Annotated in this window: 17 protein-coding genes; 5 read left to right on the top strand and 12 right to left on the bottom strand. The window is 60.1% G+C overall.

Going from position 1 to position 18600, the window contains the following annotated elements:
- Positions 1 to 473 precede the first annotated feature (473 nt).
- Positions 474 to 1496: a bile acid:sodium symporter family protein gene (locus tag JWR14_RS27175; RefSeq protein ID WP_299714859.1), complete on the bottom strand. Its 1023-nt coding sequence runs from the start codon at positions 1494 to 1496 to the stop codon at positions 474 to 476.
- Between the two features lie 521 nt (positions 1497 to 2017).
- Between JWR14_RS27175 and JWR14_RS27170 the strand changes: the two genes are divergently transcribed.
- Positions 2018 to 2470 (top strand): hypothetical protein, encoded by a 453-nt coding sequence (locus tag JWR14_RS27170; RefSeq protein WP_299714856.1) that lies wholly within the window; start codon positions 2018 to 2020, stop codon positions 2468 to 2470.
- A 781-nt stretch (positions 2471 to 3251) separates the two neighbouring features.
- Positions 3252 to 4274, top strand: coding sequence for a porin (locus JWR14_RS27165; RefSeq protein ID WP_299714865.1), 1023 nt, complete (start codon positions 3252 to 3254; stop codon positions 4272 to 4274).
- 130 nt (positions 4275 to 4404) lie between these two features.
- Here JWR14_RS27165 and JWR14_RS27160 read toward each other — a convergent pair whose 3' ends face one another.
- Positions 4405 to 5379, bottom strand: coding sequence for a nitronate monooxygenase family protein (locus tag JWR14_RS27160; protein WP_299714853.1), 975 nt, complete (start codon positions 5377 to 5379; stop codon positions 4405 to 4407).
- Between the two features lie 290 nt (positions 5380 to 5669).
- Between JWR14_RS27160 and JWR14_RS27155 the strand changes: the two genes are divergently transcribed.
- Positions 5670 to 6563: an alpha/beta hydrolase gene (locus tag JWR14_RS27155; RefSeq protein ID WP_299714850.1), complete on the top strand. Its 894-nt coding sequence runs from the start codon at positions 5670 to 5672 to the stop codon at positions 6561 to 6563.
- A gap of 212 nt (positions 6564 to 6775) precedes the next feature.
- Here the strand turns inward: JWR14_RS27155 and JWR14_RS27150 are convergent, their stop codons facing one another.
- From JWR14_RS27150 to JWR14_RS27130, 5 genes are read right to left on the bottom strand one after another with little or no spacing between them, the layout of a single operon-like run.
- On the bottom strand, positions 6776 to 7684 hold the full coding sequence (locus JWR14_RS27150; protein ID WP_299714847.1) for an MBL fold metallo-hydrolase: 909 nt from the start codon (positions 7682 to 7684) through the stop codon (positions 6776 to 6778).
- Complete coding sequence (locus JWR14_RS27145; protein ID WP_299714862.1) at positions 7681 to 8238, bottom strand: DUF1289 domain-containing protein; 558 nt, start codon at positions 8236 to 8238, stop codon at positions 7681 to 7683. Before JWR14_RS27145 ends, JWR14_RS27150 begins: the two co-directional genes overlap by 4 nt.
- A gap of 41 nt (positions 8239 to 8279) precedes the next feature.
- The gene (locus tag JWR14_RS27140; RefSeq protein WP_299714846.1) at positions 8280 to 8780 is read right to left on the bottom strand and encodes a YbaK/EbsC family protein; all 501 of its coding nucleotides are present in this window, start codon (positions 8778 to 8780) and stop codon (positions 8280 to 8282) included.
- A gap of 30 nt (positions 8781 to 8810) precedes the next feature.
- Positions 8811 to 9734, bottom strand: a complete 924-nt coding sequence (locus JWR14_RS27135) for a hydroxymethylglutaryl-CoA lyase (protein ID WP_299714843.1) — start codon at positions 9732 to 9734, stop codon at positions 8811 to 8813.
- Between the two features lie 43 nt (positions 9735 to 9777).
- Positions 9778 to 10719 (bottom strand): glyoxylate/hydroxypyruvate reductase A, encoded by a 942-nt coding sequence (locus tag JWR14_RS27130; protein ID WP_299714840.1) that lies wholly within the window; start codon positions 10717 to 10719, stop codon positions 9778 to 9780.
- A 267-nt stretch (positions 10720 to 10986) separates the two neighbouring features.
- Between JWR14_RS27130 and JWR14_RS27125 the strand changes: the two genes are divergently transcribed.
- Positions 10987 to 11607 carry an alpha/beta hydrolase gene (locus JWR14_RS27125; protein ID WP_299714837.1) on the top strand — a complete coding sequence of 207 codons (621 nt, stop codon included), beginning with the start codon at positions 10987 to 10989 and terminating at the stop codon, positions 11605 to 11607.
- Positions 11608 to 11691: 84 nt separating this feature from the next.
- The gene (locus JWR14_RS27120) at positions 11692 to 12699 is read left to right on the top strand and encodes a sulfate ABC transporter substrate-binding protein (protein ID WP_366144606.1); all 1008 of its coding nucleotides are present in this window, start codon (positions 11692 to 11694) and stop codon (positions 12697 to 12699) included.
- A gap of 190 nt (positions 12700 to 12889) precedes the next feature.
- Here JWR14_RS27120 and bioB read toward each other — a convergent pair whose 3' ends face one another.
- The 5 genes from bioB to JWR14_RS27095 form a co-directional block, all read right to left on the bottom strand.
- Positions 12890 to 13951 (bottom strand): biotin synthase BioB, encoded by a 1062-nt coding sequence (bioB, locus tag JWR14_RS27115; protein WP_299714835.1) that lies wholly within the window; start codon positions 13949 to 13951, stop codon positions 12890 to 12892.
- Positions 13952 to 13993: 42 nt separating this feature from the next.
- Entirely contained in the window at positions 13994 to 14719 is a 726-nt protein-coding gene (gene bioD / locus JWR14_RS27110; protein ID WP_299714832.1) for a dethiobiotin synthase, read from the bottom strand.
- Positions 14716 to 15936 carry an 8-amino-7-oxononanoate synthase gene (gene bioF / locus JWR14_RS27105; RefSeq protein ID WP_299714829.1) on the bottom strand — a complete coding sequence of 407 codons (1221 nt, stop codon included), beginning with the start codon at positions 15934 to 15936 and terminating at the stop codon, positions 14716 to 14718. Before bioF ends, bioD begins: the two co-directional genes overlap by 4 nt.
- Positions 15933 to 17294, bottom strand: a complete 1362-nt coding sequence (gene bioA / locus JWR14_RS27100) for an adenosylmethionine--8-amino-7-oxononanoate transaminase (protein ID WP_299714826.1) — start codon at positions 17292 to 17294, stop codon at positions 15933 to 15935. Before bioA ends, bioF begins: the two co-directional genes overlap by 4 nt.
- A gap of 65 nt (positions 17295 to 17359) precedes the next feature.
- Entirely contained in the window at positions 17360 to 18157 is a 798-nt protein-coding gene (locus tag JWR14_RS27095) for an enoyl-CoA hydratase/isomerase family protein (RefSeq protein WP_299714823.1), read from the bottom strand.
- Positions 18158 to 18600 lie beyond the last annotated feature (443 nt).

Below are 18600 nucleotides of genomic sequence, written 5' to 3'. Positions count from 1 at the left end.
GGGCAGTATCAGTGCTCGAGCCGCGCTCGAAACGGAGGTCACGCAAAAACGGTTCGAGAATGGATTCGCTTGCGGCCCCGCCAGTCATTGCTTGCATGGTGGTCACTCCCAACCGCTTGCATGGATTAAGTCAGGCATGTTGTTGTCCGTCGCCTGGTGCCAGTAACAGCTTCTGGACACAAGTGTGGCAAGGCACATGCCCGATCACCAGTCAGCCAAACGGCATATGCGCTGTGAAGAAACGGGTTGTGAAGAAACGAAATGCATTTGCCGGCTGCCACATCAAGTCATAGGTCTTCAGGACGAATCGACAGAACGCCTGAATGAGCTCCAAATAGCAAAAAAGCCGCACAGGGCGGCTTCATGCTTGGGTAAGTGGGGCGGGAGAGTCAGTCATGCAGCGTGTTTCACACTTATTGCCAGCGGCGGCGTGGGCGCAGCGCTTACTAGCGGTCCTAATGGTCCCAATGGATCTAACGGACTTGCACGCCGGCGCCTTCTCCTTTTGGCTGTGGCGCTTGTTCGCCGGACGTATCACGGGCACCCCAGCGTTGTGCGAGTACAGCGCACGTCATCAACTGGATCTGGTGAAACAGCATCAACGGCAGGACGACTGCGCCCACCGCATGCGAGGCAAAAATCACCTTCGCCATTGGGATCCCCGAGGCGAGACTCTTTTTCGATCCGCAAAAAATGATCGTGATCTGATCTGCCCGGTTGAAACCCAGTCGCTTGCTGGCGAACGCCGTGATTCCCAGCGCGAGCGCCAGCAGGACCACGTTCACTACGACCAGTCCACCGAGCGTTTGCAGGGAAATGGTGTGCCAGATGCCCTCATTCACCGCTTCGCTGAACGCCACGTACACGACCAGCAGGATCGAGCCTTGATCGACGAAACGCAGGATGCTGCGATTCCTGTCGAGCCATTTGCTGATCAGCGGCCGCAGTAACTGTCCTGCAATGAACGGTACAAGCAGTTGCAGCACGATATTGCCGACAGTGTGCCACGCGGAACCGGCGTGGCCGCTGCCGTCCGTCACCACGAGGCCGACTAGCGCGGGCGTGATGAAAATGCCGAGCAGGCTCGACGCCGAGGCGGCGCAAACCGCCGCCGGCACATTGCCCTTCGCAATGGAGGTGAACGCGATAGACGACTGCACGGTGGACGGCAGCGTGCACAGGAACAGGATTCCCATGTACAGCGCCGGCGTGACGAGCGGTGTGAGCACGGGTTTCAGCGCCAGGCCGAGCAGCGGAAACAGCGCAAACGTGCTGAGCAGTACGACGATGTGCAGACGCCAGTGCGTCATGCCCGACACGATCGCTTCACGGGACAGCTTTGCACCGTGCAGGAAAAACAACAGTCCGACGGCAATGTTGGTCAGCCAGTTAAAGCCGACCGCCGCCGCGCCGCGGCAGGGCAGCAGGCTGGCAAGAATCACCGTGCCGACCAGTGCGAGAGTGAAATTATCGGGGAGAAACTTGGGGCGGGTCATCGGAGATTCGCATGTTCGGGAGAGTGCATGACGACTTCCGGCGATCACATTTTTGCCTTCAAAAGGCGAACGGACACGCACGAAAAGCGTCGCAAACGCTATTTTGAGCGCATACCGATTCAAGATGCAAATTCATTTAAGTGATCTATTAATTCTACAAATGCATGAATCGTCAGTTTTGGGCACCCGGTATAAGCCCGTAGGGTGCTGCCATGGATAATCTGCGACCCACCGGACAGAAGTCGAAATAAGGCCAATTTGATAAGACAGAAGCCTCGCAATCCATCCCAAAAAGAGCCAAAAAACAGTGAAGTAACATGGTGTTACAACCCTCAGGAAGGCCTAACACTTTTTGGCTCGACTCCAGTCGCGCAGCACAATAAATTGAATGACAGACTGGTTGGCAGGCGCGTTGAGAGATGCGGGCCTGATGCTCCGACAATTGACCGGTCGGCGATGCTTGGCGGTATTCACTCTCCGCCAACACGCTCAAACAGAGTTGGACATTGCGCAGTATCGACATGTTGCTCACCCGATTCCGACCTACCGCTCGCTTGATCCTCGCCGCTGCTGCCGGTCTGGTTGCGGCGTCCACATTGTGCGCGTCGCTGGCATACGCCGGCGGGAACGGGAACAACGGCGGGATGTTCAACCGCAACGCCGGGCAGGCTCAGGGGCAATGGAGGGCTGCAAACTCCGCGAACCCCGTGAACCGGCATGCAATGCGAGTGGATGACGTCGAGCGCGGAGCTCAGCCATTCCGTTATCAACGGGTCGCGGCTGGCTCGGGCCTGACGCCGATCAGCGCGGAAGTGCGCGGCGGACCGCGCGCCGACCAGGCTGCTCAATTGCGCACCGGCGGATCGATTCGCGCCGATATCGCCCGTTATAACGAAGAGCGCAGCAGCCCGCGTCCGTCAGGCCGCCAAGGTGATGACCCGCGCTTGCCGGCGAACTCCCCCTATCGGAATTAATATCGGCAAACGACGGAAGTGATCGGCGTACGGCCGGGCGCGTGCGTAATCGCCGAAGTGAATCAAGCGTGCACCGGCGCGCTAGTAGGCGAAACGTGCTGCTGCACTGCCGACCCTCAAGAAATACCGTACCGCTCACCATTTCCTCATAGTCCTCATAGTCCCCACAGTCCCGCATTCCCCGCGAGATCCCTCACACACTTAGTTCGAAAAATTCGAAACGCTGATTCGCCTCGCCGCAACTTTGCTTGCGAGTACAAAACAAAAAACAATTCCCGCGTCTATGGCAAGCGTCGCAATGACGTAATCCCGCCACAGTCTCATCGCCAGAAGCTCGCGTCCATTCCTCTCAAAATTAGCCGCATTAACAATGCGTTCGACGCGCGTTTCTGATCGCATTTTTATTGTTGCCGGAATGCAGATTGCCCGGGTGCACCGTGGCATATAGCATCGCGGGCTATCGCATTGCAGACCGGCCCTTGCCTCCAGCGTCCTTTTCACATCGCGTTACATCCGGCGATAAAAGTTCGTCGCGCGCAATGTATTCAAATCGCTATAGACGGCATAAGGAAAGTTATTTTTGTCCAGAAAAATGATCCGTAAAGATGGTCCCGCTCTAAGCCATCTGCACGCATACCGGACATTTATAAGAACAGTCCGATAAAGCGAGGCAATGCCCCTCGCCGAATCCCGATTTAACGTTAATACGACAGGAGAGTCCATGAAGCCACCCGTGAACCGCGTGCTTAAGGCCGCGGCCAAGGCTACCGTTACTGCCGGCATGTTCGGCTTGCTTGCCGTCAGTTCCGCTCAAGCGCAATCGAGCGTCCAGTTGTACGGACAGGTTGATGAATGGGTGGGCGCCACTAAATTCCCGGGCAGCGCCACGGCGTGGAATGTGGGCGGCGGCGGTATGTCGACGTCGTACTGGGGCATGAAAGGCAGCGAAGATCTTGGTGGCGGTTATAAGGCGATCTTCACGTTGGAAAGCTTCTTCCGGGCGCAGAACGGCAATTACGGCCGCTTCCAGGGCGATACGTTTTTCGCGCGCAATTCGTATGTCGGCATTGAGTCGCCGTACGGTACGTTCACCGCCGGCCGGCTGACCACGCAGTTGTTTGTATCGACGATTCTGTTTAACCCGTTCATCGATTCGTACACGTTCTCGCCGATGGTTTATCACGTGTTCCTCGGTCAGAGCACGTTCCCGACTTACACGACGGACCAGGGTGTTGTCGGGGATTCGGGTTGGGACAATTCCGTTCAATACACCACGCCCGATTTCAGCGGTTTGTCGGGTAGCGCGATGTATAGCTTCGGCAATCAGGCCGGACAAAACGGCGCGAAGAAATACAGCGCGCAATTCCTGTATTTTCATGGCCCGTTTGCGGCGACCGGCGTGTATCAGTACGTGAATTTCAGCTCGACGCCGGGTGACCTGACGTCGTTCGTGGCCGGCTACAAGAGCCAGAGCGTAGGCCAGTTGGGCGCGTCATACGACATGAAGTTCGTCAAGTTCTTCGCGCAGTACATGTACACGCACAACGATATCGACCAGGGTTCGTTCCATGTGAACACGGGCCAGGGCGGCGTGACCATTCCGGTCGGCGTGGGTTCGGTAATGGCGTCGTACGCGTATTCGCGCAGCAACGGCGGACTCGACCAGACGCACAAGAGCTGGGCGCTCGGCTATGACTATCCGCTGTCGAAGCGCACCGACGTCTATGCCGCCTACCTGAACGACAAGTACACGAGCATGTCGAGCGGAGACACCTACGGCGTAGGCATTCGCACGAAGTTCTGAGCGAGCAGAGCGACAGTTAATCGTCAAGCGTTGGTTTTCGGTGAGGCAAAACGCCGCTTCCTATCAACTTAGGGAGCGGCGTGTTCGTTCTCAGCCGTGCAAGCGATCCAAAGCGGTTTGCAGCGTTCCTTTATCGCGCATCACCCGAGATACCCAACCGCGTCTTTGCATCGTCGTATTCGTGTTTGAGCCGGGACACGAGTTCCGCGACCGTCGGCACGTCATCCATCAGCCCGACGCCTTGCCCCGCGCCCCAGATTTCCTTCCACGCTTTGGCTTTGATCGCCGAGTCGCCGAAATTCATTGCTGCTTTATCCGATGCCGGCAGCGCATCCGGATCGAGTCCGGCGTTGAGAATGCTCTGACGAATGTAGTTGCCGTGCACACCAGTGAAGAGGTTCGTATAGATGATGTCGGCAGCCTTCGACCCCACGATCGCACTCTTATAGTCTTCCAGCGCATGCGCTTCGCGCGTGGCAATAAAACGCGTGCCGATATACGCGAAATCCGCGCCCATGGCTTGCGCGGCGAGAATGGAACCGCCGTTGGCAATGGCGCCGGACAACGCGATCGGGCCATCGAAAATACGCCGCACTTCGCCGACCAGCGCGAAGGGTGACGTCATGCCCGCGTGTCCGCCAGCGCCGGCTGCAACCAGGATCAGGCCATCGACGCCCGCTTCCAGCGCCTTCTCCGCGTGCCGCAAGTTGATCACGTCGTGGAGCACGATGCCGCCGTAGCTGTGCACGGCGTCGATCATTTCCTTGACCGGCGCGCGCAGGCTTGTGATGAAGATCGGCACGCGATGCTCCACGCACACTCGCACGTCAGCCTCAAGCCGCGCGTTCGAGTGATGCACGATCTGGTTGACCGCGACCGGACCGACCGGCGCGCCAGGATTCGCCGCCTTATGCGCCTCGATTCCTTCGCCGATCTGCGTGAGCCATTCGTCGAGCAGCTCGGCCGGCCGCGCGTTCAACGCGGGAAACGAGCCGACAATCCCCGCCTTGCATTGCGCGAGCACGAGCTCGGGATAGCTGACGATGAACATGGGTGAAGCGATGACGGGTAGCGCGAGGTGTTGCAGAGCGGCGGGGAGTGCCATGACACGAGTCTCCTGATTGAATGTGAAAGCCGGCGATACGCGCGCGTCCATCTGGCGTGGGGTCGCAACAATTGCGCTGGCGATTGTTGCCGGACTTGGGCGTCGCTTAAACAAAAGCGCCGCACGCGAAGCATGCGAACGACCGTTCGATTATAGGCGAATCTTCCGCTGCGCGATCACCGGGGACATTGGAAGAAGTCTTCAGCTTCTACGAAAGCGCCTGCCTGCAAGCAGTTTAGTTCGCCGAGGACGCCTACAATGCTTTTCCCGTCACGCTGAATAATCACGCCATGTCATTCGAAGATTACGAGCCGTTCACCTTCGATGCCGCGGGCGTCGACATTTTTGGCGTGAAGGGCGGTAACGGGCCGCCGCTTCTGCTGCTTCACGGCCACCCGCAGACACATGAGATCTGGCATCGGTTGGCAGACGTCCTGGCGCAGCATTTCACCGTGATCGCGACGGACTTGCGCGGTTACGGCGCATCGGCGAAACCGCCCAGCGACGCGCAGCACACGCCCTATTCCAAACGCGCAATGGCCGCCGATCAGGTCGCGGTGATGCGGCACTTCGGGTTCGAGCACTTCATGGTCTGCGCGCACGACCGCGGCGCGCGCGTGGCGCATCGGATGGCGCTGGATTTTCCGTCCGCTGTCGACCGCCTGATGCTGCTCGATATAGCGCCAACGCTCGCCATGTACGAGGCCACTGATCGCGCCTTCGCCACTGCCTATTTTCACTGGTTTCTCCTGATCCAGCCCGAGCCGCTGCCGGAATTGCTGATTGGCGCGCATCCTGACGCGTATGTCGAACGCGTGATGGGCAGTCGCCACGCCGGTCTCGCGCCATTTGCGCCGCATGCGATGCAGGCCTACCGCGACGCGCTGCGCCAGCCCGGCGCAGTGCATGCAATGTGTGAGGACTACCGGGCGTCCGCGAGCATCGATCTTGAGCACGACCGGGCGGATATCGAATGTGGCAACCGACTCGCGTGTCCGTTGCAGGTGTTGTGGGGGCAGGAAGGCGTGATCGAACAATGCTTCGAGCCCTTGGTCGAATGGCGTCGAGTCGCGCGCGATGTCAGCGGCCGGGCGTTGCCTTCGGGCCACTATATTCCGGAAGAAGTACCCGATGAATTGCTTGCGGAAATGCTCGCGTTTTTTGAGGCAACCGAGGCCGTATAAGGGCTCAGGGTGCACGCGTCATCAAGCGTTCAGCTGGCTGTTATAAGTCTGTAGGGAAAGCACCGATGCGTCTCAAAAACGAGCGCGCTACGATGCAATCGGCGCTGATCACGTCAACAAAATTCCGCCGCTTGGGCTTGGCCGTTCGACGATAAATCGATAGCTGACAAGCGGCTTTCTTTTGGCTGGTTGGTTGGTGCATTGCTCCCCGTTCACGCCACGCTCACTGTTTCGCCATCCACCTTCAGCACGCCACTCGCTGCCAGTTCATCAAGATACTTGCGCACTAATCCCGGACGGTCGCCGGAGAGCAGGTTAGCGGCGGCGCGCATTGCTCCGGCTTCATCGACGAGTTGCAATAGCGCGCTGACCGGCATCGAACGTAACTCCATCAGCTTGAACACAATCAGCACCTTCAACGCATTCCTCGCATTGCGCACAGGATCGGCACGCAGATAATCGATTCGCGAGAAAGCGATATCCAGCGCCTTGAATACTTCCGTGAACGGCGCGCCGTGGCCGGGGATCACCGCTCGCACGTCCAGCGTGGCGATCAGATCGAGCACCGCGCGGTGTTCCGCGAAGCCGCTTGCGCCTTCCAGTTCAGGAAAGATCACGCCGAAGCCGTTTTCCCACAGCGCGTCGGCGCTGATCAGCAGCCGTTCTTCAGTGCAATACAACATCAGCGAATGCGGATCGTGACCGGGCGCGCCTAGCACCGACCAGTCGAGGCCGCCAAGTTGCAGCCTCGTCCCCGGCGCAATCGTGCCGGTGAAACTGAAGCGTTTACAGGTCTGCCCGGTCGCGCGGAACGTGAGCTTGTCTTGGTCCCATTCACGCACGGCGTCGGCTTCTGTTTGCGGAATCAGCGTCTCGCAGACGAAGTTAGCCTGCAGCAACGCATTGCCGCCGCAATGGTCCGAATGCAAATGCGTGTTCACGATCAGATCGAGCGTACGTTCATTCCCTAGCGCTTGCCGCACGAGCGCTAGCGTCTGCGGTGCGTGAGTGGCGTAGCCGGTATCCACTAGCGCGGTGCGGTCACCGTCTATAAAGAACACGTTATTCGACGATAACCAGCCGCGCTCAAACACTCGCATGGACGCCGGCAACTTGATCATGTGCTTGGCCCCTTCGGCATCACGACGATGGTCGCGCTCGCCTTGACCACGATCTCGCCGTGCTGGTTCAGCGCCTGGCCTTCCAGCTTCACGAGATCGCCGTTCAAGCTCGGTTTCCAGTGCGCTTCGGTAACGTGCCAGCTCATCGCGAGCACGTCGTTCGCTTTGACCGCGCGCACGAGCTTGATGCCGAATTCAAGGCCGAGCGGCTGGGCGTACGTGGAAAAATGCGTGGCGAGCATCGCCATCAAATGCGCCGTGGGTTGCGTGCCCGACGCGATCAACGAACCGAAGCGACTGGCTTCGGCGTAGGCGTCGTCGTGATGCAGCGGGTTAAGGTCGTTCACCAGCGTGGCGAACGACTTGATGGAATCGGGCGGCAAAGCAAGCGAGGCCGTGAAGTGCTCGCCGATGCGCACCACGCGCGGTGCTTTTTTCCGCGCTTGCGCTTGCTTCAGAACGGCCGCCTTTTGCGCGTCATCGAAGGAAGACCAGTTCGCTATTTCATCGATCGTACGAAAACAGCCGTCGCAAAGGCCGGTCGATGGATTCATCCTGCAGACATCGATACACGGCGATGCAACGGCCTCGGTCATCACGCCGTCTCGCGCAACGCGACATCGGCGACCGGCGCACCCGTCAGCGCGACCAGTTCTTGCGGCGTCAGATTGAACACTGCGTGTGGATGACCGGCGGCGGCCCAGAGGCTGTCGAGCGCAAGCAGGTCTTCATCGATCAGCGTCAGCGGCGGCGTGGCATGACCGATCGGGCACACACCGCCGATTGCATAGCCGGTTTTCTCGCGGACGAACTTGGCGTCGGCGCGGGCGAGTTCGCCAACCCGTTCAGCCACTTTCTTCTCGTCAACGCGATTCACGCCGCTGGCAATCACGAGCACCGGCGCGTCGTCTTTCTTGCGGCGAAACAGGATCGATTTGGCGATTTGCGCGACTGAGCAGCCAAGGCCGGCCGCCGCTTCAGCCGATGTCTTGCCGGTTTCGGCGAGCATCACGACCGGACTGGCATGTCCGCGCTCCTGCAGCAGGAGCGCCACGCGGCGAGCGGATTCGGGCAGGGCGTCGAGTGTTTCGTTCATCGTGTATTTATCCAAAAAATAAACCGAGCATCAAACGCAAGGCGCCACGCCGTCGCGCTTCTTCGCGAGCAGAGCGCGCCCCACTCGCGACGCGCTTGGCTTGCCGATCGCCTGCGAAATGAAATCACCGATGTCCACGAGTTGATCGAGATCGACGCCGGTTTGAATACCGAGTCCGTTCAGCAGGAAGATCACGTCCTCGGTCGCGACGTTGCCGGTCGCGCCTTTCGCATACGGACAACCACCGAGTCCCGCCACGGAGGCGTGGAAAATCTCGATGCCTTCCTGCAGCGACGCATAGATATTCGCGACCGCTTGCCCGTAGGTATCGTGGAAATGGCCGGAGAGACGTTCGCGTGGGAATACCTTCGATACCGCCGCCATCACCTCGCGCGTGCGGCCCGCGGTGCCCACGCCGATGGTGTCTGCAATATCGATTTCATCGCAGCCGAGCGCCTTCATGCGCTGCACGACATCGACGACGGCATCGACCGGCACGTCGCCTTGGTACGGGCAGCCCAGCGCGCATGAAATGCTGCCGCGCACGCGCAAGCCCGCTTCTTTCGCGGCTTTCGCAACGGGTTCGAAACGCGCAATGCTTTCCGCAATGCTGCAGTTGATGTTCTTCTGCGAGAACGCTTCGCTCGCCGCACCGAAGATGACGATCTCATCGACTTTCGCTTCCAGCGCCGCTTCGAAGCCGCGCAGGTTCGGCGTGAGCGCTGAGTAAATCGTGCCCGTACGCCGCTCGATACCGGCCATCACCGCCGCGCCGTCGGCCATTTGCGGTACCCATTTCGGCGATACAAACGACGCCGATTCGACGTTCTGCAGACCCGCGTTCGCGAGCCGGTTCACCAGCTCGACCTTCACGTCGGTCGCGACGAATTCCTTCTCGTTCTGCAGGCCGTCGCGCGGTCCCACTTCAACGATTTTTACTTTGGCCGGTAGCATGCCTGTCTCCTTTTAATACCTTGATAGCCGCTTAATAGCCGCCTTAATAGCCGCGGCTCACATCGACTATGCCGGATATCGGCTCGCCGCGCGTAAGCGCCATGATCTTGTTCGCGACCTGCTCAATGCTCTCTTCGCGCAGCGTTTCGGCCGAGATATGCGGCGTGATCGTGAGGCGCGGCGTGGTCCAGAACGGATGATTGTCCGGTAGCGGTTCGGTGTGGAATACATCGAGTGTCGCGGCGGCAATCTGGCCGGTTTGCATGGCGTGAAGCAAATCATCGTCGACAAGATGCCCGCCACGCGCCAGATTGACCAGATACGCGCCCGGCGCGAGCCGTTCGAACGTGCGCCGGTTCAGGATGCCTTCGGTATCCGGCGTATGCGGCAGCAGGTTGATGAGCACCCTCGCGCCGTCGAGGAAGGCGTCGAACTGTTCGTTGCCGGCGAAAGTCTTGACGCCTTCAATATCCCGTTTGGTACGGCTGTATCCTCGCACCGGCATGCCGAACGCCGTCAGTGCCTGCGCTACTTGCGCGCCAAGAACGCCCAGGCCCAGCACGCCGACCGCGAAGTCCTTGAGTGCATACGGCGGTAGTTTTTGCCAGCGATGTTCGCGCTGGAGCGCATCGTATTCGTCCAGGCGGCGCAGGTAGCGCAGCACCGCGTGAGTCGCGTATTCGACCATCTGGTGGCCCATGCCGCTATCTTCCAGCCGCACGAGCAGCGCGTTGGGCGGCAGCGTGCCGGGTTGCTTTCGTTCGATCTCAAGGATCGCATCGACACCCGCGCCCAGATTGAACACGGCCTTCAGATCCGGCCGGTTCGCGAACAACGCCGGCGGCGCGCGCCAGACGACTGCGTAGTCGGCGGGGGCGTTGTCGCCGGGTTGCCACAGGCGTACATCGGCATCGGGAAGCGCGCGGGCGAGATCGTCGAGCCAGAGCGAGGCCTCGGCCTGGTGTTCGTAGAGAATGATGTTCATCGAAGGTTCGTGTTTGTTTGCGGGGAAGGGCAGGCGGACTGAGCGTTGAATTGTGTCCGAAATTAAGCCTATTTTACGGTTTCGCCGCGGTTTCGCTGATTGGCACGCGTAACGCCGGGGACTACAGCACTTATTTCGCCTGATCGCTGCCCGATCGCCGCCCTCGCCTCCGATAACCAAATGAGGAAAACTTGGTTCGCGCGGATGCGCTTACACAGCAGAATTGTTCCTCACCAATGCTGGCTACGAGCTGGCAGCGAGGTTCACATGAGTTCATGCAGTACATCCGCCTGGCCGCCACGGCTCGTTACCGTACCGGGTTTGCACGGCAGCGAGGGCGCGCACTGGCAAACGTGGCTGGAGCGGCAATTGCCGAAATCACGACGCGTCGAGCAGGACGACTGGGACGCGCCTCAACTCGACGCGTGGGCGCAATCCGTTGCGGATACGGTGGCGAGCGTTCGCGGTCCCGTGATTCTTGCCGCGCATAGTTTCGGTTGCCTCGCGGCCGCACACGCGATCGCACAAGGGCTGACGGGCGACACCGTGGCCGGTGTGCTGTTTGTCGCGCCCGCCAGCCCGGACAAGTTCAAGTTCGCCGGCGCATTCGAACCGCGTCGCCTCGGCGTGCCGTCGGTGCTGATTGCCAGCATGACCGACCCGTGGATGCCCTTCGACCAGGCGATGCGCCTCGCGAGCCAGTTCGGCAGCGCGTTCGTGAATCTCGGCGATTCCGGGCACATCAACACGGCGGCGGGTTTTGGTCCGTGGCCGCGTGCAAAATATTTCGTCGATACCTTGATTCATTGCGCAGCCCCGGCTCGTTTTGCGGAGCAGCCCGATGAGTTTGACCGCTTCGAGCAGTTCGAACAGGCAGCGTATGGATGAGTTGTCCGATGCATTACAACCCCGGCTTTTCGATAGAATCGCCGCTTCATAGCGGTTTTCACTATTCGAATAATCGGGGGATGTATGGCGGGTTTGAAGCATTGGGCAGCAATCGCGGCGCTGGGATTCGCTACGTTCACACCGTTCGCTCACGCGGAGACGGCGTTGCTCAACGTCTCGTATGACGTCACGCGCGAGTTGTACAAGGACATCGATACCGCATTTATTGCCGACTATAAGCAGAAGACCGGCGAGACGCTTTCCGTGCGCCAGTCGCATGGGGCGTCGAGTGCGCAGGCTTTGTCGGTGATGCAGGGGCTGCAGGCTGACGTGGTCACGATGAATCAGCCGAACGACATCGACTTGCTGGTCGAGCGCGGCGGTCTTGTGCCGGCCAACTGGCGCACGCTTCTGCCGAATAACGCGGTGCCGTACACAACCACCATGGTGTTCCTCGTGCGCAAGGGCAACCCGAAGAACATCAAGGACTGGAGCGATCTCGCGCGTCCTGGCGTGCAGGTCGTGATCGCGAATCCGAAGACGTCGGGCAACGGACGTTATGCGTATCTGGCGGCGTGGGGTTACAAGAAGCAGCAAGGCGCAACCGATGAACAGACTCAAGCGTTCGAGAAAGCAATCTTCAAGAACGTGCCGGTGCTGGATACGGGCGGCCGAGGTGCTACGACAACCTTCACGCAACGCGGTATTGGCGACGTGCTGGTGACGTTTGAAAACGAAGTCGCGTTGATGAACGAGGGCGCGAGCGGCAAGGATTTCGACGCGGTGTATCCGTCGGTGAGTTTGTTAGCTGAGCCGCCGGTCGCGGTGGTTGCCAAGGTCGTGGACAAGCGCGGGACGCGCAAGGAAGCGCAGGCGTACCTGGACTATCTGTGGACGCCGGCGGCGCAGGAAATCATCGCGCAGCATCATTTGCGGCCGCGTAATCCCGAGGTGCTGGCGAAGCACGCAAGCGAATTCAAGCCGATCAAGACGTTCACGGTGGAGCAGGTTTTCGGCAACTGGCAGAAAGCCCAGCAAACCCATTTCTCCGATGGCGGCACGTTCGATCAGGTGATTGTGGATAAGAATTGAGGGAGAGGCAATTTACTGCCCCTTAAGTTCTTTTGGCCCGCTTAGTAGGCACTTTTCTGCCTCTTATAGCGAATCAGGTAGGCAAACAAAAAATTCCCCGAAATCTGATTGATCCCGGGGAATTTTGCACATCAACTGCGCTTCGCCTGATCCTTCACCGGCCGGGTCAGTGAATCAAACCGCTTGCCGATCACTGCACCTGTGCATGCCCGCACTTCACCTCACACGCTTGCGCCGCCTCCATCTGCTGCGACGCTTGCGCTTGCATCCCCAAACGCTCCAGCAATTTCCGGTCGGCTTCAGCTTGCGGGTTACTCGTCGTCAGCAACTGGTCGCCGTAGAAAATCGAGTTCGCGCCCGCGAGAAAACACAGCGCCTGCAGCGCTTCATCCATCTGCTCGCGTCCCGCCGATAAGCGCACCATTGCCTTCGGCATCGTGATGCGCGCAACCGCGATCGTACGCACGAATTCGAATGGATCGAGCGGCGCGGTGCCCGTCAGCGGCGTGCCTTCCACCTGCACCAGATTGTTGATAGGCACCGATTCCGGATAGGGCTCCATGTTCGCCAGTTGCGTGATCAGCCCAGCACGTTCACGCCGCGACTCACCCATACCCACAATCCCGCCGCAGCACACGTTGATCCCGGCATCGCGGACGTGTTCGAGCGTATCCAGACGATCCTGATACGTACGTGTCGAGATGATCTGGCCGTAGAACTCCGGCGATGTATCGAGGTTATGGTTGTAGTAATCCAGCCCGGCATCGCGCAGACGCTCGGCCTGATGCCCTTCCAGCATGCCAAGCGTCACGCAGGTTTCGAGACCCATTGCTTTCACGCCGCGAATCATGTCGGCGATCGGTTCCAGATGCTGGTCCTTTGGATTGCGCCACGCCGCGCCCATGCAGAAACGCGTCGCGCCGTTCGCCTTGGCGATCTCGGCGGCCTTCAGGACTTCATCGACGGCCATCAGTTTTTCGGCCTTCAACCCCGTATCGTGATGCGACGACTGCGGGCAATACGCGCAATCTTCCGGGCAACCGCCGGTCTTGATCGACAGCAGCGTGGAGAGCTGAACCGTGTTGGCATCGAAGTGTTCACGATGCACGCCCTGGGCACGAAACAGCAAGTCGTTGAACGGCAGGTCGTAGAGCGCGACGATATCCGCCACGCGCCAGCGAGCCAGCGATTGCGGAGCTGAAGGTTGAGCAGCGGGTTGAGTCGTCTTGTCGGTGGATTGCACTTGCGTCATGTGAGGATCCTTTTCGTATTGCAGATAACGATAAACGATAAATTACTGGCCCGCGCCGGCTGAACGAAGCGTGTCCAGCAGCAGGGAGGTATCTATATAAGTCGTCGCCGCGCGAGCATCCGGCGGCGTGAGGCGAGGAATCGTGCCGAGCAGCGGCGCGTTGTATTGACTGTCCAGCCGCAGCCGGATTGCTTCGATATTTTCAGCAGGAAAGAGCATGGCGGGATCGATCTGGTTAGCGACCCAGCCCACCAGATGCAACCCGCGCGCCGCGATAGCCTCAGCGCTCAGCAACGCGTGGCTGATACAGCCGAGCCGCATGCCGACCACGAGCACGACTGGCAGGTTCAACGCGAACGCGAGGTCGGCGGTATCGTGGACATCGGTGAGCGGGACGCGGAATCCGCCCACGCCTTCCACCACCACCACATCCGCTTGCTGCACGGCGAACTGATGCGCTTCCACGATCCGCGCAATATCCAGCGACACGTTCTCGCGCGCCGCCGCGATATGCGGTGCGGCGGCTTCTTTAAGCATGAACGGCGTGCGTATCGATGGTGGCAACGCGACGTTCGCGGCGGCATCGAGTTGATCGGCGTCTTCGTTGTGCCACTCGCCGTCGCGTTCGAACGCGCCTGCCGCGATGGGTTTCATCGCGGCCGCGCGCAGGCCGAGTGCGGCAAAGCCATGCAGCAACGCAGCCGATACGAGCGTCTTGCCGATCTCGGTATCGGTGCCGGTGACAAAGAGCGAGAGTGGTGCGGTCATGATCGATTGCTCAGGGTGTTCAGTGCATCGTCGAGCTTGGCGAGGTCGTCGAGGCTATGCGCGGCTGAAAGCGAAATGCGCAGGCGCGATGTGCCAACGGGAACGGTCGGCGGCCGGATCGCTGGCACCCACATGCGGTATTCATCGAGCTCGGCAGCCAGCTTCAGCGCCTCTTCATTGCCGCCGATAATCAACGGTTGAACGGCTGTATGCGAATCCACGGGCGACCATCGCGTGCGTTTTAGTATGGCGCGCGTGCGCTCGATTAGCGTAGCCAGATGTGCGCGCCGTTGATCGCCTTCCTGCCCGCCGATAATCTTCAAACTCACCGATACCGCATGGGCCACGGCCGGCACCGATGCCGTCGTAAAGATGTACGGCCGCGCGCGTTGCACGAACCATTCGATCACCGTCTCATGCGCGATCACGAATGCGCCGGACACGCCCGCTGCCTTGCCCAACGTGCCAACGTACACCAGATGTGGCGAGCGCAACGCAGCCTCAGCCAGCGCACCTCGGCCTTGCGGACCGAGCACGCCGAAACCGTGCGCATCGTCTACCACCAGCCACGCGCCGTGACGCTCCGCCAGCTCGAGCAGCCGCGCGAGCGGGGCAATATCGCCGTCCATGCTGAAGACCGAATCCGTCACGATGATCCTCGCGCCGCCCTCGCTCGCCGATGCCTCGAGCATGGCGCCGAGCGCTTCGGCGTCGGCATGAGGATAGATGCGAATTTCCGCACGCGACAGACGCGCGCCATCGATCAGCGATGCATGGTTCAACGCGTCGCAGAACATCAGTGTGTCGCGGCCGCCTGACGTGCCCAAGGCGCCGAGCGTTGTCAGCGTCGCGAGATTCGCCATGTAACCGGTGCTGAAGTACAGCGCGCGCGCCTGGTCGACGAAACCGCCGGAGAACGCCGCGAGGTCGTCTTCAAGCTTCGCATGCGCGCGCGAATGGCCGCCGAGCAGATGCGATCCGCCGCTGCCCGCGCCGTATTTTCGTGCGCCTTCCGCCAGTGCTTCGCGCAAGATTTCGTGCGCTGCGAGACCGAGATAATCGTTGCTCGCAAAGCCAATGATCTCGCGTCCGTCCACCGTCATGTGCGCGGCGCAGGCACTGTCCGCGACGCGACGGCGACGACGCAAACCGTTGCGCTCGATATCGGCAAGACCTTGCTTCAGGGTGTTGAAAAGAGCAGGCGATGTAATGCTCATGCAGCCTCCGATAACGTGGTGTCGAAGACAGTACGCGTGCGTTCGGCGAGCAGCGTGAGCTCGTCGTCGCTGAGGATGTACGGCGGCATCAGATAGACGGTTTTGCCTATCGGTCGCAACAATAGCTCGTGTTTCAAGGCATTTTCGAAGAAACGCCGCGAGAACGAGCGTGCTTGAACGGGGTCTTCAATGATCGCATCGAAGGCGAATATCGTGCCGCGTTCGCGCAGATTGCTGACGTGTGGATGATCTTGAAGCGGGCTAAGCGCTGCGCGCAACACGGATGATTTGCGGTGGTTCTCTTCAAGCACATTCGCGTTGTCGAACAGGTCAAGCGTTGCCAGGGCGGCGCGGCAGGCGAGCGGATTGCCCGTGTACGAATGCGAGTGAAGGAAACCGCGCGTCATGTCGTCGTCGTAGAAGGCGGCGTAGATTTCATCGCGTGTCAGCACGATGGACAACGGCAGATACCCGCCGCTGATTCCCTTCGACAAACACAAAAAATCAGGCCAGATCGCAGCCTGTTCGCACGCGAAGAACGTACCGCTGCGACCACAGCCGACTGCGATTTCATCGGCGATGAGATGCACGCCGTAGTCATCGCACAAAGCACGCAAGCCCTTCAAATACGAAGGATCGTGCATCGCCATTCCAGCCGCGCATTGAACAAGCGGTTCCACGATCACGGCTGCAAGCTGCGAGGCTTTGGCGTCGAACAGCGTTTTCATATCGGCGAGCGCGCGTTGCGCGACATCGCGCGCCGTCTCTCCTTCGCGGGCTTGTCGAGCATCCGGCGATGTCACCACATGCGCATGTCGAATCAGCGGATCGTAGGCGTCCTTGAACAACGCGACGTCGGTCACACCGAGCGCGCCGATGGTTTCACCGTGGTAGCTGTTCGCGAGGCAGACGAACTCGCGCTTCTCGGCGTGGCCGCTGTTGCGCCAGAAGTGGAAGCTCATCTTCAACGCGATTTCGACTGCTGATGCGCCGTCAGAAGCGAAGAACGCATGGCCTAGCGTGTGCTTCGTCAGCGCGTTCAGACGCTCGGCGAGCAGAACGGCGGGCTCGTGCGTGCAACCGGCGAGCATCGCGTGTTCGAGTGTGTCGAGTTGATCCTTCAGTGCAGCATTGATGTGAGGATTCGCGTGGCCGAAGAGGTTGACCCACCATGAACTGATGGCGTCGAGATAGCGATGACCGTCGTGGTCGTAGAGCCAGGCGCCCTTGCCGCGAGCGATGGGCACGAGCGGAGTGCGCTCGTGATGTTTCATTTGCGTACATGGATGCCATACGGCGCGTAGCGAGCGTGCAACCCAGTCATCGGGTGCAGGCTTTGGCTGATTGTTCAGGTTCAAAACGACTCCAGGGGGAGCGGCCAGTCATGCGCGTGGGCGAACTCAGGCGACGCTCCCGAATACATTCAGGCGAGCCACGACGGCTTGCTCTTTTCCAGAAAACTGCGCACGCCTTCGCGCCCTTCGTCCGAGGCTCGAATTTGCGCGATACGGTCGGCGGTATCCGAGATCAGTGTTTCATCGATTGGCTTGTCGGCCAGATCGACCACGAGTTGCTTGCATTCGCGCACTGCGTTCGGGCTATTGGCAACGATCGCGGCTGCGACTGCATCGACGGTGGCACCCAACGCATCCGCTGCGACGACCTGATGCACGAGACCGATGCGCAATGCTTCGGCGGCATCGAAACGTTCGGCGGTCACGAAGTATCGGTGCGATGCACGCGCGCCGATTGCCCGGATTACATAGGGCGCGATGGTGGCGGGCATCAGCCCGAGCTTCGCCTCTGACAAGCAGAAGTGCGCTGATTCCGCGCAGATTGCGATGTCGGCGACGGCGACCAAGCCCATGCCTCCTGCGTACGCATCGCCTTGGACCTGCGCGATCACGGGTTTGTTGCAGGCGTAAATGGTGTTGAGCATGGTGGCGAGGCCGAGCGCATCGGCGCGATTTTCTGCGTCCGAGTACGCTGCCATGCGTTTCATCCAGTTGAGGTCGGCGCCGGCGCAGAATGCGGGGCCATTTGCGGCGAGGATGATGACGCGGATGGCGTCGTCGTCGGCGAGCGCGCGGAAAGCGGCGGTCAATTCGACGATGGTGGCGTCGTCGAAGGCGTTGCGGACGTCGGGGCGATCGAGCGTGACGCGTGCTACGTAGCCGTCGACGGTGACTTTCAGGCGCTGCAGGTTCATTGCATCGGTCATGGGGTTTCTCGATGTGCGCGACTTGGTGTTTCGCTGAGCACCAATTATCTCTAAATTCGTCGCGGGATTCGATTTTGGGAGGCCAAGGGACCTCCGGTAGGCATAGGGCGCGCTGGGCGATTGCGTGGCGATCGGGCTAACTTCGCTTATCGTGGAGGGTCTTGGTCGCGTTCAGGGGTTATTTTCGCACCGGCGCTCGACGAGAGGTTTTTCGTTTGCATCAACGCAGGCGGAGTTCGTGGCGCCGCTGTACCGCGGAAACTATTTGGTGATTGGTTTTACGCGGATAGCGCGGGATGAACCTTGAGCAGGTTCAGTCACTGGTGGCGAAGCGTGTGGGTATCGGTGTTCGGAGAAGGAGGGTTTCACACATCCGTGGCTCTGGCGAGCACCGTGCTTTTGGGGCACCTATGAATAGAAACTGCACGCTGTGGACACTTAGG

Origin of the sequence: Caballeronia sp. (genome assembly GCF_028292365.1) — a bacterium.
GTDB lineage: Bacteria > Pseudomonadota > Gammaproteobacteria > Burkholderiales > Burkholderiaceae > Caballeronia.
Note: the sequence above shows the minus strand (reverse complement) of the source record. Positions and strands in the feature narration are given on the sequence as shown.

Coding starts and splice junctions, on each gene's coding strand:
- JWR14_RS27175 (WP_299714859.1), bottom strand. CDS start 1,496: ATGACCCGCCCCAAGTTTCTCCCCGATAATTTCACTCTCGCACTGGTC.
- JWR14_RS27170 (WP_299714856.1), top strand. CDS start 2,018: ATGTTGCTCACCCGATTCCGACCTACCGCTCGCTTGATCCTCGCCGCT.
- JWR14_RS27165 (WP_299714865.1), top strand. CDS start 3,252: ATGTTCGGCTTGCTTGCCGTCAGTTCCGCTCAAGCGCAATCGAGCGTC.
- JWR14_RS27160 (WP_299714853.1), bottom strand. CDS start 5,379: ATGGCACTCCCCGCCGCTCTGCAACACCTCGCGCTACCCGTCATCGCT.
- JWR14_RS27155 (WP_299714850.1), top strand. CDS start 5,670: ATGTCATTCGAAGATTACGAGCCGTTCACCTTCGATGCCGCGGGCGTC.
- JWR14_RS27150 (WP_299714847.1), bottom strand. CDS start 7,684: ATGATCAAGTTGCCGGCGTCCATGCGAGTGTTTGAGCGCGGCTGGTTA.
- JWR14_RS27145 (WP_299714862.1), bottom strand. CDS start 8,238: ATGAATCCATCGACCGGCCTTTGCGACGGCTGTTTTCGTACGATCGAT.
- JWR14_RS27140 (WP_299714846.1), bottom strand. CDS start 8,780: ATGAACGAAACACTCGACGCCCTGCCCGAATCCGCTCGCCGCGTGGCG.
- JWR14_RS27135 (WP_299714843.1), bottom strand. CDS start 9,734: ATGCTACCGGCCAAAGTAAAAATCGTTGAAGTGGGACCGCGCGACGGC.
- JWR14_RS27130 (WP_299714840.1), bottom strand. CDS start 10,719: ATGAACATCATTCTCTACGAACACCAGGCCGAGGCCTCGCTCTGGCTC.
- JWR14_RS27125 (WP_299714837.1), top strand. CDS start 10,987: ATGAGTTCATGCAGTACATCCGCCTGGCCGCCACGGCTCGTTACCGTA.
- JWR14_RS27120 (WP_366144606.1), top strand. CDS start 11,692: ATGGCGGGTTTGAAGCATTGGGCAGCAATCGCGGCGCTGGGATTCGCT.
- bioB (WP_299714835.1), bottom strand. CDS start 13,951: ATGACGCAAGTGCAATCCACCGACAAGACGACTCAACCCGCTGCTCAA.
- bioD (WP_299714832.1), bottom strand. CDS start 14,719: ATGACCGCACCACTCTCGCTCTTTGTCACCGGCACCGATACCGAGATC.
- bioF (WP_299714829.1), bottom strand. CDS start 15,936: ATGAGCATTACATCGCCTGCTCTTTTCAACACCCTGAAGCAAGGTCTT.
- JWR14_RS27095 (WP_299714823.1), bottom strand. CDS start 18,157: ATGACCGATGCAATGAACCTGCAGCGCCTGAAAGTCACCGTCGACGGC.